Below are 13,803 nucleotides of genomic sequence, written 5' to 3' on the forward strand. Positions count from 1 at the left end.
AGCCTGTCATGACCCTCAGCAATCACGTGCATTTACTGGACAGCCAGGGCCACGTTTACCGTTACGACGTCAAGGGCGCGCCGCACTGGCAGGTACCGCCCCAGCCCCGCTTCAACCGTGAGGTGTTTGCCGCGGCCCATGTGGTCGCAGACCCACGGCAGATGCAGCACCCGACGCGCGATATGGCGCTCGACTGGGAGGCCACGCTGGCCTATCGCCGCCACCTGATGTCACTGGGTTTCGGCGTGGCGGAAGCGATGGATACCGCCCAGCGCGGCATGGGGCTGGACTGGCCCACCAGCCTGTTGCTGATCCAGCGCAGCGTGGCCCAGGCGAAAGATTTTCCGGGGGTGGCCATCGCCTGCGGCACAGGCACCGATCACCTGACCGGCTTCACCGGGCTGACCCTGACGGCGGTGATTGACGCCTATGAGCAGCAGGTAGCAGCGATTGAAGCCTGCGGCGGGCGCATTATCCTGATGGCCAGCCGGGCGCTGGCGGCCATCGCCAGGGGGCCGGAGGATTACCTTCAGGTCTATGACGCCATCCTGCGGCAGGTGCGGGAGCCGGTGATTTTGCACTGGCTCGGTGACATGTTCGACCCGGCGCTGCACGGCTACTGGGGCACCGACAGGCTCAACGACGCGATGGAGATTTGCCTGTCGGTGATTGAACGCCATGAGGCACGCATCGACGGCATCAAGATTTCGCTGCTGGATAAAGATCGCGAGATCGCGATGCGCCGCCGCCTGCCCGGCCGGGTAAAAATGTATACCGGTGACGATTTCAACTACCCCGAATTGATCGCCGGGGACAGCCGGGGCTACTCCCATGCGCTGTTGGGGGTTCTGGACGCGATTGCCCCGGCGGCGGCCGGGGCGTTGCACGCGCTGGCGCAGGGTGATCGGGAGACCTACCAGCAGATCCTCGCGCCGACGCTGCCGCTGGCCCGCCATATGTTCGCCGCGCCCACCCAGTATTACAAAGCCGGGATTGTCTTCCTCGCCTGGCTGAACGGGCATCAGAACCACTTCACGATGCTGGCTGGTATGCAGAGCGCCCGCAGCCTGGCGCACTACAGCGCGCTGTTCCGGCTGGCGGATGAGGCCGGGTTGCTGGTGAACCCTGACCTGGCCGCGGAGCGAATGGGGCTGCTGGGCAGGCTGCACGGGATGTAGCCCATTAAAAACCACATCGGGCTGTCATCAGGTAATTGATGACAGCCCGCATCAGACACTTATATCGGCACACACATTATTGTATGGCGAGATCAAACGCGATATCACAGCCATAATCATCAATCATTACCCACTGCTGGGTTTGATACGCAGCAGAAATCATAGGCGGGAGCGTCGCATATAACGCTTGATCAGCCGGTGACGGATCGGAAGAGAATGACAGCGTTGACCATTTTTTGACGCCATTCTCATCAACCCATCCATAGCTAAATCCTGAGTAATACAGGTGCATTGAGGTGATTTTTGCTTTTACCGCACTCATGGCAGATCCTTTTTCCAAAAGTTATTATAACAATCTCATTAAAATGACATGGTGATTCAGACATCACCTGCTCGCCGCCTGAAAATTAATTTATTCAGCCAAACAGGGGGTTAATACCAGCGCTGACCCTGTCAAAGTGTGATAATTATCTCACCCTAATAAAAAGTTACATAATGGCAATAATTTCATGCCCTATTGCATTAGTTTTAAATGATCCAGAAACAGACACACCCTATTATTTTTTCACCCATCCCTGACGAATTAATATCAAAGGCCGTACTTTCCTTTTATTGTGCCTCTTTGCCTCCTCTGCCAGCTATTTAACGGCGTAACACTATGAGCACGTCATCTCTCTGAATTCCCCACCAATCCGCCACTCAATTACTGACCACCGCCCCCGCCACCCTGCGGGGGCGCGTCGCCCATACTAACGCCCCGACAATCAGCAGGCCGCCCAACAGATCGTCGAGGTATTGCCGCAATGGGATTACCAGACCTCGTACTACGGCATGTCATGGATCCTCTACCACCCGAACCGTTTCCTGCCGCCGAAATGCCGGGTGCTGATCGATTTCCTGGCGGAGAAAATTGCCGATAACGATGTGAATCGCCGCGCCGGCCGTTAAGCAAAAGGTGATGCGTTTCAGGTTCACGCTCATCGGTTGATTGCCTCGCCAACGGGCCAGAGAGTGTCATGAGGCGCAGCGGGTGTTTAACAAGCTGTTTTAATCAGACAGGGAGACAGGCATGTTTTTAATCCGATCAGCCGGGATACAGGATATCGGGAGGTTACAGACGCTGTTCTTACAGCTGGGCTATCACACGAAACGGGAAACCGTTGAAGCCCGTCTGAAGGAGGCCGAGGGGCGCGATGACATTCTGGTGGCGGAATCAGGAAGCGTAGTGCGCGGTGTGGTGGTTATCCATTTTATAACACCCGTGCATGAAGAGGGGCGCTGGGCTGTGATTTCTGCGCTGGTCATTGATGAGGCCTGCCGGGGTGAAGGCCTCGGCCAGGCCTTGCTGGCAGAGGCGGAACGGCTGTCGCGCCAGCAGGGGTGCACGCAGATAGAACTCTCCAGCAGCGAACGCCGGACCCGCGCCCATAAATTCTATGAGGACAATGGCTATCACGAGGTCAGGAAACGGTTTGTTAAGCCGCTGGCTGCCCCCTGAAAACGGGCCTGCACTGCACCAGATGATAAGACAAACCCTGTCCGCCACAGCCTGATATCTGATAGCCGCAGGCTGTGGCGAAAGATAAACCGTCAGCGGCTGATGCTCGCCTTCAGGGCATCAATAGACGTCTGCAACCCTGCCTCCACGCTCATGGTCAAATCCTCCATCTCCAGCGAGACATCACCGTCATAACCGGTCATACGCAGCACGGAGAAAAATTCCTTCCACCACTGCAAATCCTGGCCGCAGCCGACGGCGACATAGTTCCAGGTACGCGTTTTGGTGTTCGTTACCGGCTGGTATTCCAGCAGCCCGTCAATCTCCGCCAGGCCACGTTCAATGCGCGCATCCTTGCCATGCACGTGATACACCGCGCCCTCCAGTTTGCGCGCTGCCGCAATCGGGTCAGCGCCCATGACGATAAGATGGGAAGGGTCAAGGTTCATCCCGATCATCTCATCAACGCTGTTGCGCAGCCGCAGCAAAGTGCCGGCGTTGTACACCAACTGGCTGGGGAACGCTTCAAGCGCAATCTGTTCAACGCCGTGCTGCCGGGCGTGCTGCGTGAAGGCTTTCCACCAGGGGATCGCCACCTCGTGCCATTGGTAGTCGATAACACCCGGCATGTAATCCGGCCAGGAAACCGTAGAAGTGATCCAGTTCGGGACGCTGTCCCCCGGGCCGCCGCCGGGCAGGCCGCTCATCATAACGATTTTCTTCACGCCCAGTTTGCCGGCCAGTTCTACGGTTTTATAGCTGCTCAGCGTATGTTTTTCCCCCAGCTCGCCCGGCGCGAGCGGGTTACCCGAACAGTTCAACGCCACAATGTTCATCCCGCGCGTTTGCAGTTCCTGGCGGAAAGCGGTGAGTTTTTCAGGTGACGCCAGCAGTTCTTCCGTTTTCACGTGCGGACAGGGCGACCAGCCCCCGGCGGTCATTTCTACGCCGGTAATGCCGTAGCTTTTCACTTTATCCAGCATGTCAGGAAACGATAAGTTCGCCAGCACATCAGTACAGATCGCAAGTTTCATGTGTCATCCTTTATCAGTCATGTCTACATTGTTAAACAGCCTGGGTAACGCCGCTGGCGTCACTGTTTTTCAAACTGTTCAATAAAGTCATTTTTACGGGTTGCCTGCGCCAGGAGCGTCGTTTTTAATTCATCACCCAATAAATCTGCGATATCCGCTAACACCTGAAGGTGCTCGTTATGTTTTGCCGCGACCGCCACCACCACGAATGCGACTTTCCCGGCTCCCCAGCTCACGCCCTGAGGAAATTGGAATAGATGGAAGCCGGTTTTAATGACCAGATCGATGTTCTCTTTCGCACAGTGAGGTAATGCAACGCCTGCCCCTAAATAGGTCGATACACTCTTTTCACGTGCCATCATCGCCTCGAAAAAGCCTGTTTTCGCAAAACCGCTCTGAATGAGCGCGTCAGCAGCGATTTTTATGGCTTCTTTTTTAGACGGTGCCCGGCAATTAAGAAAAATATTTTCTTCAGACAAATTCAGCATATTCCGCTCCTGTGCAATGCCACGCCGCGGGCGAACCCTCGCGACGTGCCAGCCCTGCTCCGTGAGTGAAACGATTAACTCTCTGAGAGTGGCTGGTATAACGCCGGGCGCGCCGGGATGGTGACATCATGTTTTAATCCATCGTTCAGCGAGGCGATGCCGGCATCACACACCAGCGCCACCAGGTAACCATCCCACGACGAGGGGCCGGTCATGCCGCTGCCGCTCTTTACACGATCAACAAAATTCTGTACTTCGCGATCGTAAGCGGTGGCAAAGCGTTCCATGCAACTTTGAGCGATATGCCGCCCCACCCCATTGGCTGAACGGGTCACGGTCAGGGCTTGTTCTGTCAGGCTCGCGATGGCATTTTCGCCAATCACTTCACAGCGGATGTCATACCCATAGTGGCAGTTAACGAATAGCTCATCATCGATACGGACACCCGACTCGGTTTCAAAAATAACAATGAGCGGGTCTTGCAAATGGCCTAAAGCCCGGCTGGTTTTTTTGCGCGGCTTATCTACCCGGACAGAGACAATATTTTCATTCAGCAGATAATGGATAATGTCTATTTCATGGGTCGCTGAGTCGTTTATTGCCATCTCAAGGGTGTAGCTTTCCGGCACCGACGGGTTCCGGTGCGCGCAATGCATCAGTAAAATCTCGCCTAACTCCCCCGTCCCGATGCTCTGTTTCAGTGCCTGGTAACCTGGGTCAAAACGTCGCATAAAGCCAAGTTGCAGCAACCGCTTACCATAGCTGACTTCGGCTTCAATAATTTCCCTGGCGTCAATCGCGGTGGGGGTGAGCGGTTTTTCACAAAAGACAGGTTTCCCGGCTTTAATGGCCGCCAGGATTTGCTCTTTATGCACCGGGCCGATGGAACAGATAAATACCGCATCAACCAACTCTGAATTGATCATCTCAATGGCATCATAAAAAGGGGTGACGTTATATTCCTGCGCCAGCGCATTGGCGACACCGCTGTTGATATCGCAGATGGCAGTGACATTGGCATTGTTGATGACCTGTTTGAAACGTTGCAAATGATCGCGGCCAATCATGCCTAAACCAATTAATCCGATATTTACCGACATGGTTATTTACCTCATTATCATGGATCAGAAACGGAATTTATTTTCAATTTGTTCTAATGAAAGCCCACGAGTCTCGGGCAGGAATTTAAACAGCAGAATAAGCATAATGACGTTTGTTGCCGCAAAGAACCCGAAGGTCATACCGCCGCCATAATGATTCAACAGAATGGGGAAAACAGACTGAATAATAAAGTCGAATATCCACAGGCCGAAAACGGCGATCCCCATGCCCAGGCCACGCATACGCAGAGGGTATATCTCCGCCAACATCAACCAGAATACCGGGGCGATCCACCCCTGCATAAACACCAGGAACACCAGCATTAACCCGAGAATGATATAACTTGCCCCGGCGAAATTAGCGTGCACACTTTCGATGCCGTTTAGTGTTTCGGAATGGAAAAAGACCTTAAAAGAAACGCCAATCAGGATCAGGCTGAGGGTCACCCCGATCTGCCCGGTAAAGAACATTTTCCTGCGCGAGTGCTTTCCGATTAACAGCATACCCATCAGCGTGGCCAGAATAGAGACCACCCCGTTAGCGACCGCCCCGGTGACTGCGGCGGCATCGCCTAAGCCCGTGGATTTCAGTACGGTCGGCGCGTAATACATAATGGTATTCACCCCCGTAACACGCGTCGCCAACACAATCATCAGGCCGATCAGGATAAGTTGGATCACCCAGGGTTTTTTAAGCTCTTCAAACAGACTCACCTTGACGGAATCAATCTGGATGATTTTCTGAATCTCTTTGATTTCCTTCTGCACTTCGCCGGGCGAGCGCAGCGTTTCCAGAACCTTCACCGCTTTTTCCGTTTCTCCGTGCCGCATAAAGAAGCGGGGTGACTCCGGCATCATCAGCATACCCACCCATAACAGCGCACCGGGCAGCGCGGGGATTGCCAGCATAATCCGCCAGTTATGGGACATTTCAGGATAGAGATTGACGATAGCGGCATTCACCGTATAGGCCAGAAACTGGCCGGTGACGATCATCAGCTCATTGACGGTGACCAGACGTTCGCGCTGTTCAGGCCTGGCCAGTTCGGAAATGTAAATAGGGACGGTGACTGACGCACAGCCTACGGCCAGCCCCAGTACAAAGCGCGCCACGATCATCGAGGGGACATCCCACGCGAAGGCCGTGCCGAGGGCACCAAAGATAAAGATAGCGGCGACCCACAGCAGGTTTTTGCGACGCCCCTGTTTATCAGACAAATAGCCGCCAAATAAGGAACCTAATGCCGCACCAAATAAAAGAAAGGAGGTAATGAACCCTTCCTGAACCGGCGTCAGACCCAGATCATCTTTCATGAAAATAAGCGCGCCGGATATTACGCCGGTATCATAGCCAAAGCAGAGCCCGCCGATCGTTGACACCAGCGTAATAAACTTCATTCGGTCAGGGTTTTTCAGGGTGGTTCTATTAAGCAGGTCAGTTTTATTATACATGTTACTACCCCATCTGGTTTTTAAGGTGTTAACCGGCATAGGCATGATAAATGTGGCCAGGGTGACGCCTGTGGGCTTTTCCTTTCACAAGGTAATAAAGCAATACCCTACTGTTCATCTCATGATAAATAACCCACCCTTAAGGTAATGCATTAACATCCAGGCCAACCTTTTGCGGGGGAAAACGCCTGTCTGGCTTCTCTGTGGTTAATCCCGTTTTTATTCGGCTCCGGCAATGGATGAAACAAGATTACCCCCAATTGAAAATAAAAAACCATTCTCATTGAGATCGAAATTTTCATACCGTGCAGGAGATCAATTTTTTGTATTAAGAAAGCAGGTTTCAGTGATGTGGGTCACAAGCGCAAAGTTAATCATTGATTTAGCAAGAATGAAGATATTTCCCGTGACTGCGCCCTCTTTACCCTGTCCCGCTTTTATGGGTCACAGGCCTGAGCATATAAAATAATGACTCCTGCTTTATCAGGGGGATTTATCAAATATCACTATCAGGAGCGCTCCCCTGCCTGGAATAGAAAGTCTCTTATTCCACGGTAACGCTAACAGGCCCCTTTATGCTGTTTTGAAGAGAAACCGCCTTTTCCCACTTCATTAACCCTGCGATTAATGCGCCTTTTTTTCCCGGTGTTGCCCCCTATTTTTGACGTGGTTTTTCTCAGGCAAGAGAGGGCAAAAGCGGAAAGGTTTTTTCATAGCAGTAAAAATGTGACCCAGATCATAAATAAGCGGCAGCAAGATTTTCGCAAAGCAAAAATCATCCTTTTTGGTATAAATAAATTCACCAAGTTGTTATAAATCAGTTAATTAAATTTTAGTAAAAAGCAAATTTGATGACTACTGCCCGGCGTGGCAGTGCAAGAATAGCGCTGAACGTTAAGGGAGAAACCATGCTGACATTCTGCGTGAATGAACATCCTGTGTCGGGCGGATATGAGAATGGCTTCAGACCCAGGCTGATGTTTATCTGTAAAGCGGAAGGCCGTGAGGCCGCAACCCCGAGGGTGATGCATAAACATGACGAGCGTTTTGAACTGCTGTTTATTACGCAGGGCAGCGGGATGTATAACATCGATGGGCAGAGCTATCCGGTAAAACAGGGGGATTTACTGCTGTTTAATGCTGGTATTTTGCATGATGAAAACCCTTATCCTTCCGATGATTTACTGATATTCAGCTGCGGTGTCGAACAGCTGAAATTTGAGGGGTTACCCTTAAATACGCTGACACCACGCGGCCAGATGGCTGTGATGCCGGGCGGGGAACATTGTGATGAAATCCGGCATATTTTTTATCAGATGTGGCATCACGCCGGCAGTAATAAACCTTACTCCAGTGATATAGCAAACAGCCTGTTGAGTGCATTACTTCTTATGTGCCGGGGACTCTGGATTGAACACCACCAGACGTATGAAAGCCCCACCCTGGCATTAGGCCAGAAAATTAAAAACTTTATTGATGAGCATTACAAGGATGAGCTCTCTTTCACGGCAATGACCTCCGCCCTGGAGATGAACCGGTTTTATCTTGCCCATGTGTTTAAGGCCTTTTCCGGTTATTCGCCGAAACAGTACCAGACCCGCCGCCGTATTGGCGAAGCACAATCGCTGTTATTGAGCACGGATTTAGGCGTGACGGAAGTGGCGAATGCCGTCGGCTACGATAACGTCAATAATTTCCACCGGATATTTCATAACCTGGTGGGCATTCCCCCGGCACGGTATAAAAAGTTCTGGTTAACCGGCCAGGTAAAACGTTAAATGCCCCGCTTCCCCCTGCCCCTCTGGGCAGCGGGGGAAACGGTGACGCCCGCGGGCGTCAGTCGTGATCTTTTCCATTCGCCAGGCAGCCGACCCTGATGGCGCCCGGCTGAGAGTCATCGCCGCCCATGCAGGCTGCCGAGACGGTATGGGACGCGCAGATCACCGAGAGATGGCTCAGCCCCTGCGGCATATTCCCGCAGCATTTCTGTTTATGGACGTTATACATCTCGCTCATGATCCCGGCGTTTTTCCCCTGGCTCAGCGTCTCCAGCACCACCTGCATGGCGTGTTCCCCCTCGTCATGCCGCCCCAGCACCGCCAGCGCCTCCGCCATCCAGAACGCACAGGCAATAAAGGTGTTTTCCTCTTTTTGCACATCGGAGTAGCGGTAGATCATCATATTGTCCGCCCCCAGCTCCTCGCGCAGGGCGTCCAGCGTGCTGAGCATCCGGCTTTCGGACACCTGCTTGCCGTACTGGTGCATCAGCGCCACGGAGGCATCCAGCCGCGTGGTGCCGGGCCAGAAGGTGTACGCCTGGCGTTCGTCTGACCAGCAATGGGTTTCGATCCAGTCGCGGATGCGATCGCGCTCCCGCTCCCAGCGTTTTACCCAGGTGGGTTCGATATAACCGCCGTCAGCCAGGCGCACCGCCTGATTCAGCGCCACCCAGCAGGCCATTTTGGACTGGGTATAGTGCTGCATCTCCGGCAGCTCCCAGATGCCGCAATCCTTTTGCAGCCAGGTATCCGCACAGCGGTTTGCCAGATGCCCCAGCAGCCGCGAGGTGTGCAGGTCCAGCACGTGGCCCGCCTCGGTAAAGCGGGCGGCGGTGTCCAGCACATCGCCGTAGTTGCACAGCTGAAGCTGATCGGCAGCATTGTTCCCCAGCCGCACCGGTTGCGCACCGCGATACCCCTGCACCGGCACAAACCGCTCCTCCGGCACGCTGGTGCCGTCCAGCCGGAAACAGGTACGCAGCTCGCCGCCGTTGGCGTTCAGCGCGGCAGCCAGCCAGGAGAAAGCGGCCTTACAGTCCTCCAGTGCGCCGATATAGATAAACGATTTAATGATCATGCAGGAATCACGCACCCAGGCGTAGCGGTAGTCGTAATTCTTGTCATTGCCCTCGCCCTCGGGCAGGCCCAGGGTCGCGGCCGCCGCCAGCGCCCCGGTCGGGGAGTACCAGAGGAATTTCAGCGCCAGCGCTGAACGCCGCACCGCGTCCTGGTATTTCCCCTCATAGCACAAGCCGCCGACCCAGCTCCGCCAGGCGAGATCGCTGGTGTCGATGCGCTCATCAATCCGCTCCAGACAGGGCACCGCCAGCGGCTCATCTTTCGTGACCAGCAGCGCCGCCAGGTAACGATCGCCTGCGGCCACCGTGAACACCGCACGCGTCCCTTCATCGTCGCAATCGGCATGGTGCCTGATCTCCTCACTGGCGCGCAGCATCAGCAGCAGCGCGCCGACATTCCAGACGGTGCCCTGGGAGGTGTGGTGCGCCCACGGCCTGCGGGTGTCGGCGGCGGTGCCGATTTTCAGCCGCAATGACACCGGGACGCGCCCTTCCAGCCCCTCAATACGGCGGGCCAGCTCATTCCACGGCAGCGGGCCGGCCAGGGTGCTGTTGATGGATTCGGTGATTTTTATCCGCCCGCTCGCGGTTTCATACAGGGTTTCGAGCACGTTGCTGTTTTCGCGGTAGTGCCGGGTCATGCGGTACGGCTCATCCGGCGTAATCTGAAAATAGCCGCCGTGCCCGCTGTCCAGCAGCCGGTCGAACAGCGGCGGTGAATCCAGATCGGGCACACACCACCAGTCTACCGAGCCATCCGGTGCCAGCAGCGCCACCGTGCGCCCCTCGCCTACGGCGGCGTAGTCACCCAGATCGCAGAACCCCTCATTGTCCCGGAAGGTCTCCATATCGTGATGCATCAACATACGTACATCCTTAAAAAGTCAGGCAAAAGACCTGGTTTCCGGCCTCTGTCACACAGTACGTCTGTACTGCCCTCACTGCCTGTTCCGGCCTGAACGGCAGCCCTTCAGCCACACTGTCTGGGCGGCGCGGGGTGACAGCGTCACCGCACTTCTTACAGCATGGTCTATGATTGATTGGCATACGCAGCATCCCGACGCAGAATCAACCACTTGCCGGCCTACCTACAGCATAGTCAAGGATTGGTGACACCGAAATTTCATGCCGCTCATGCCGTCGTGTAAAAACGCTGACGTACTCATCATTGCAGTGCAGAAAAGTCCGTACTTTTGAGAACGAGGAAAGCATGTCGAACAATAAGCCTTTTGAAATCACAACAGGGTCTGGCCAGGTGCTTGGCGCCAACTTTGATGGTCAGGGTGTTAATTTTGCGCTCTTCTCAGCCCATGCGGAGCGCGTTGAGCTTTGCCTTTACGATCCCAGCGGAAAAACCGAAATCGCCCGGCTGGAGCTGCCGGAATATACGCATGAAGTCTGGCACGGCTATGTGCCGGGCCTGAAACCGGGCGCACTTTACGGTTACCGCGTGTATGGCCCTTACGATCCGGAGAACGGCCACCGCTTCAACCCCAACAAGCTGTTGATTGACCCCTACGCGCGCGAGCTGGCCGGGGACATTGAATGGAATGAAGCGCATTTTGCCTATGATTTGTTGCATGAAGATAAAGACCTGACCTTTGATGCCCGTGACAGCGCCCCTTTTACGCCGAAGTGCCGGGTGATTGACCCCGGCAACGCCCGGCAGGAGACGCAGCGCCCGGCGATCCCGTGGTCAGACACGGTGATTTACGAGACCCATGTCAAAGGGTTTACGCAGCGTAACGGCGCGCTGCCGCGCGAGCTGCGCGGCACCTTTGAGGGCATGGGCCATAAGGCCTCGGTGGAGTACATCAAAAGCCTCGGCATCACCTCGGTGGAGCTGCTGCCGGTGCACTGGTTCCCGGATGACCAGCACCTGCTCGACCGCGGGCTGAAGAATTTCTGGGGCTATAACACCCTGGGCTTCTTCGCCCCTGCCTCGCGCTATTACGGGCCGAACGGCATCCAGGGGTTCCGCGATATGGTGCGTGCCTACCATGACGCCAATATCGAGGTGATCCTCGACGTGGTGTACAACCACACGGCGGAGGGCAACGAACTTGGCCCGACGCTGTCGTTCAAAGGCATCGACAACTTCTCCTATTACCGCACCCTGCCCGACCAGCACCGTTACTACATCAACGACACCGGTACCGGGAACACCGTGAACACCTCGCACCCGCGCGTGTTGCAGATGATCATGGATTCGCTGCGTTACTGGGCGGAAACGATGCACATTGACGGCTTCCGCTTCGACCTCGGCACCATTCTGGGCCGTGAGCCGGAAGGCTTCGACCAGCGCAGCGGCTTTTTCGATGCGATGATGCAAGACCCGGTATTGTCCAAACTCAAGCTGATTGGCGAGCCGTGGGACATCGGCCCCGGCGGTTATCAGGTCGGCGGCTTCCCGCCGGGCTGGGCCGAGTGGAATGACAAATACCGCGACACGGTGCGTGAATACTGGAAAGGCGATAACGTCACGACCGATTTCGCCGCCCGCCTGCTCGGCTCCGGTGACCTCTACGACCAGCGCGGCCGCCGCCCGTGGGCAAGCGTCAACTTCATCACCGCCCATGACGGCTTTACGCTGAACGATCTGGTGTCATACAACGACAAGCACAACGAGGATAACGGCGAAGAGAACAACGACGGCCATAACCATAACCGCTCGTACAACTACGGTGAGGAAGGGCCGACCCGCGACCAGGGCATCACCACGGTGCGCGAGCGCCAGAAACGCAACTTCCTCGCCACGCTGTTCTTCTCCCACGGCACGCCGATGCTGCTGGCCGGGGACGAGTTCGGCCGCAGCCAGCAAGGCAACAACAACGGCTATTGTCAGGACAGCGACATCTCCTGGATCCACTGGGATGACCTGTCAGACAACGATCAGGCACTGCGCGAGTTCACCCGCCGGGTCATCAGCCTGCGCGCCCAACAGCCGCTGCTGCGCCGCGAGAACTGGCGCGACGGCATGGACATCAAATGGTTCAACGCCGGGGGCGGTTTCCAGCGCGAGGAGCAGTGGGATGAAGGCTCAACCATTGGCGTGTATATCAACCGGCCTGACCTTGAGTCGCAAGAGGGCATCTGGCACGACATGCTGATGCTGTTCAACCCGTTTGAAGGCAATGTGCCGTTCCGCATTCCCCAATTCGGTGAAGGCGGCTGGGTGCTGGAGCTGTCCACCTCAGACACCGCAAAACCGGGGATTGTGATCACCAAAGAGAAGGATTTCGAGCTGGAAGGGCGCAGCATTGCGCTGTTCAGGCGCCCGTAACCGGTAACACAGCGGGCCGCGCCGGTGGCGTGGCCCGCTGCACCGCCATCTTCTGGGCGCCAGGGTCAGGATGAGGTGCCAGAGGCGGAACCCGGCTCAGAGATAATACGGTGACGCTGGGCTTTCTGCGGTTCGCTCTGCATCCGGTTAAGGATGTCGCCTTCCCATTCGGTTTTGTCATCCCCGTACACATACTCATGGCCGCTCATCAGGGCATACCAGGCGCGTTCTGCCACGTCCGCAGGTGAGGCTTTCTCAGTTGCCCCTACGGTAGTGTCCGCTTGCCCGGCATTCTTGAAGAAATTGGTTTCGGTGGCGCCCGGCATCAGCAGCGTCATCTGTAACCCGGTGCCCTTCAGTTCATTGCGGATCGCCCAGAAGAAGGAGTTCACAAAGGCTTTGGTCGCGCCGTAAATCGCCTCAAAGGGGATCGGTGCCGTGCCGGAAACAGACGATGTCATCAGCACTTTACCTTCGCCGCGGCTGATCATGTCCGGCAGGAAAATTTTGGCGATGTGCACATAGGCATCCACATTCAGCCGGATTAACTGCAACTCTTTCGCCAGGTCAGTCCCGCCGATAAACCGCCCGCCCAGCCCTTGCCCGGCGTTGATCACCAGCGCATCCAGCGCGAACCCGGCGTCATCAATCTGGCGTTTCAGGCGCTCAATCTCGTCGTACTCACTTAAATCAGCAGAAAAGGCGTGCACCTGGCCGCCATATTGGCGCAACGTCTCACAGGCGTCCTCCAGCTTTTCCGGATTCCTGGCGACCGCAATCACATCGTAATGATGTTTAGCAAACAGTCTGGCGATTTCAAACCCAATGCCGTTTGACGCCCCGGTGATTAATGCAAGTTTGTTGGTCATTGTGTTCTCCCTGTAGGTGAATGCATGCCGTTTAACGATAGCAG

12 protein-coding genes are annotated in these 13,803 nt (G+C 55.5%); 5 read left to right on the forward strand and 7 right to left on the reverse strand.

Translation table 11 applies throughout. The features are described from left to right. Positions 1 to 8: 8 nt before the first annotated feature. Positions 9 to 1,178, forward strand: a complete 1,170-nt coding sequence (locus tag JK232_RS11030; protein WP_212589183.1) for a dihydrodipicolinate synthase family protein — start codon at positions 9 to 11, stop codon at positions 1,176 to 1,178. Between the two features lie 76 nt (positions 1,179 to 1,254). On the opposite strand, the gene JK232_RS11035 is transcribed toward JK232_RS11030, so the two are convergent. After that, positions 1,255 to 1,500: a hypothetical protein gene (locus JK232_RS11035; RefSeq protein ID WP_212589184.1), complete on the reverse strand. Its 246-nt coding sequence runs from the start codon at positions 1,498 to 1,500 to the stop codon at positions 1,255 to 1,257. 473 nt (positions 1,501 to 1,973) lie between these two features. Here JK232_RS11035 and JK232_RS11040 point away from each other — a divergent pair, with 473 nt between their 5' ends. Further along, positions 1,974 to 2,126 (forward strand): hypothetical protein, encoded by a 153-nt coding sequence (locus JK232_RS11040; RefSeq protein WP_165698465.1) that lies wholly within the window; start codon positions 1,974 to 1,976, stop codon positions 2,124 to 2,126. Between the two features lie 121 nt (positions 2,127 to 2,247). Then, complete coding sequence (locus tag JK232_RS11045; RefSeq protein ID WP_101828153.1) at positions 2,248 to 2,676, forward strand: GNAT family N-acetyltransferase; 429 nt, start codon at positions 2,248 to 2,250, stop codon at positions 2,674 to 2,676. Between the two features lie 92 nt (positions 2,677 to 2,768). Here the strand turns inward: JK232_RS11045 and JK232_RS11050 are convergent, their stop codons facing one another. From JK232_RS11050 to JK232_RS11065, 4 genes are all read right to left on the reverse strand, one after another. Then, complete coding sequence (locus JK232_RS11050) at positions 2,769 to 3,710, reverse strand: sugar phosphate isomerase/epimerase family protein (RefSeq protein WP_101834690.1); 942 nt, start codon at positions 3,708 to 3,710, stop codon at positions 2,769 to 2,771. 59 nt (positions 3,711 to 3,769) lie between these two features. Further along, positions 3,770 to 4,198: a PTS mannitol transporter subunit IIA gene (locus JK232_RS11055; protein ID WP_212589185.1), complete on the reverse strand. Its 429-nt coding sequence runs from the start codon at positions 4,196 to 4,198 to the stop codon at positions 3,770 to 3,772. Positions 4,199 to 4,272: 74 nt separating this feature from the next. After that, on the reverse strand, positions 4,273 to 5,298 hold the full coding sequence (locus JK232_RS11060; RefSeq protein WP_072929329.1) for a Gfo/Idh/MocA family protein: 1,026 nt from the start codon (positions 5,296 to 5,298) through the stop codon (positions 4,273 to 4,275). Between the two features lie 24 nt (positions 5,299 to 5,322). Continuing rightward, on the reverse strand, positions 5,323 to 6,750 hold the full coding sequence (locus JK232_RS11065) for a sugar porter family MFS transporter (protein WP_212589186.1): 1,428 nt from the start codon (positions 6,748 to 6,750) through the stop codon (positions 5,323 to 5,325). Between the two features lie 1,025 nt (positions 6,751 to 7,775). Between JK232_RS11065 and JK232_RS11070 the strand changes: the two genes are divergently transcribed. After that, entirely contained in the window at positions 7,776 to 8,528 is a 753-nt protein-coding gene (locus JK232_RS11070) for an AraC family transcriptional regulator (protein WP_241521458.1), read from the forward strand. Between the two features lie 58 nt (positions 8,529 to 8,586). Here the strand turns inward: JK232_RS11070 and JK232_RS11075 are convergent, their stop codons facing one another. Then, entirely contained in the window at positions 8,587 to 10,473 is a 1,887-nt protein-coding gene (locus JK232_RS11075; RefSeq protein ID WP_246538477.1) for a glycoside hydrolase family 15 protein, read from the reverse strand. A gap of 344 nt (positions 10,474 to 10,817) precedes the next feature. Here JK232_RS11075 and glgX point away from each other — a divergent pair, with 344 nt between their 5' ends. Next, the gene (glgX, locus tag JK232_RS11080) at positions 10,818 to 12,890 is read left to right on the forward strand and encodes a glycogen debranching protein GlgX (protein ID WP_072929336.1); all 2,073 of its coding nucleotides are present in this window, start codon (positions 10,818 to 10,820) and stop codon (positions 12,888 to 12,890) included. A gap of 65 nt (positions 12,891 to 12,955) precedes the next feature. Here the strand turns inward: glgX and JK232_RS11085 are convergent, their stop codons facing one another. After that, the gene (locus tag JK232_RS11085) at positions 12,956 to 13,759 is read right to left on the reverse strand and encodes an SDR family NAD(P)-dependent oxidoreductase (protein ID WP_101828149.1); all 804 of its coding nucleotides are present in this window, start codon (positions 13,757 to 13,759) and stop codon (positions 12,956 to 12,958) included. Positions 13,760 to 13,803: the final 44 nt, after the last annotated feature.

The sequence above is a fragment of the Nissabacter archeti genome (genome assembly GCF_018257325.1).
Classification (GTDB): domain Bacteria; phylum Pseudomonadota; class Gammaproteobacteria; order Enterobacterales; family Enterobacteriaceae; genus Chimaeribacter; species Chimaeribacter arupi.

Bases quoted from the DNA above. Each gene is read 5' to 3' on its own strand.
- JK232_RS11055 (WP_212589185.1), bottom strand. From the start codon at position 4,198: ATGCTGAATTTGTCTGAAGAAAATATTTTTCTTAATTGCCGGGCACCG.
- JK232_RS11045 (WP_101828153.1), top strand. From the start codon at position 2,248: ATGTTTTTAATCCGATCAGCCGGGATACAGGATATCGGGAGGTTACAG.
- JK232_RS11030 (WP_212589183.1), top strand. From the start codon at position 9: ATGACCCTCAGCAATCACGTGCATTTACTGGACAGCCAGGGCCACGTT.
- JK232_RS11060 (WP_072929329.1), bottom strand. From the start codon at position 5,298: ATGTCGGTAAATATCGGATTAATTGGTTTAGGCATGATTGGCCGCGAT.
- JK232_RS11050 (WP_101834690.1), bottom strand. From the start codon at position 3,710: ATGAAACTTGCGATCTGTACTGATGTGCTGGCGAACTTATCGTTTCCT.
- JK232_RS11065 (WP_212589186.1), bottom strand. From the start codon at position 6,750: ATGTATAATAAAACTGACCTGCTTAATAGAACCACCCTGAAAAACCCT.
- JK232_RS11070 (WP_241521458.1), top strand. From the start codon at position 7,776: ATGCATAAACATGACGAGCGTTTTGAACTGCTGTTTATTACGCAGGGC.
- glgX (WP_072929336.1), top strand. From the start codon at position 10,818: ATGTCGAACAATAAGCCTTTTGAAATCACAACAGGGTCTGGCCAGGTG.
- JK232_RS11075 (WP_246538477.1), bottom strand. From the start codon at position 10,473: ATGTTGATGCATCACGATATGGAGACCTTCCGGGACAATGAGGGGTTC.
- JK232_RS11085 (WP_101828149.1), bottom strand. From the start codon at position 13,759: ATGACCAACAAACTTGCATTAATCACCGGGGCGTCAAACGGCATTGGG.
- JK232_RS11035 (WP_212589184.1), bottom strand. From the start codon at position 1,500: ATGAGTGCGGTAAAAGCAAAAATCACCTCAATGCACCTGTATTACTCA.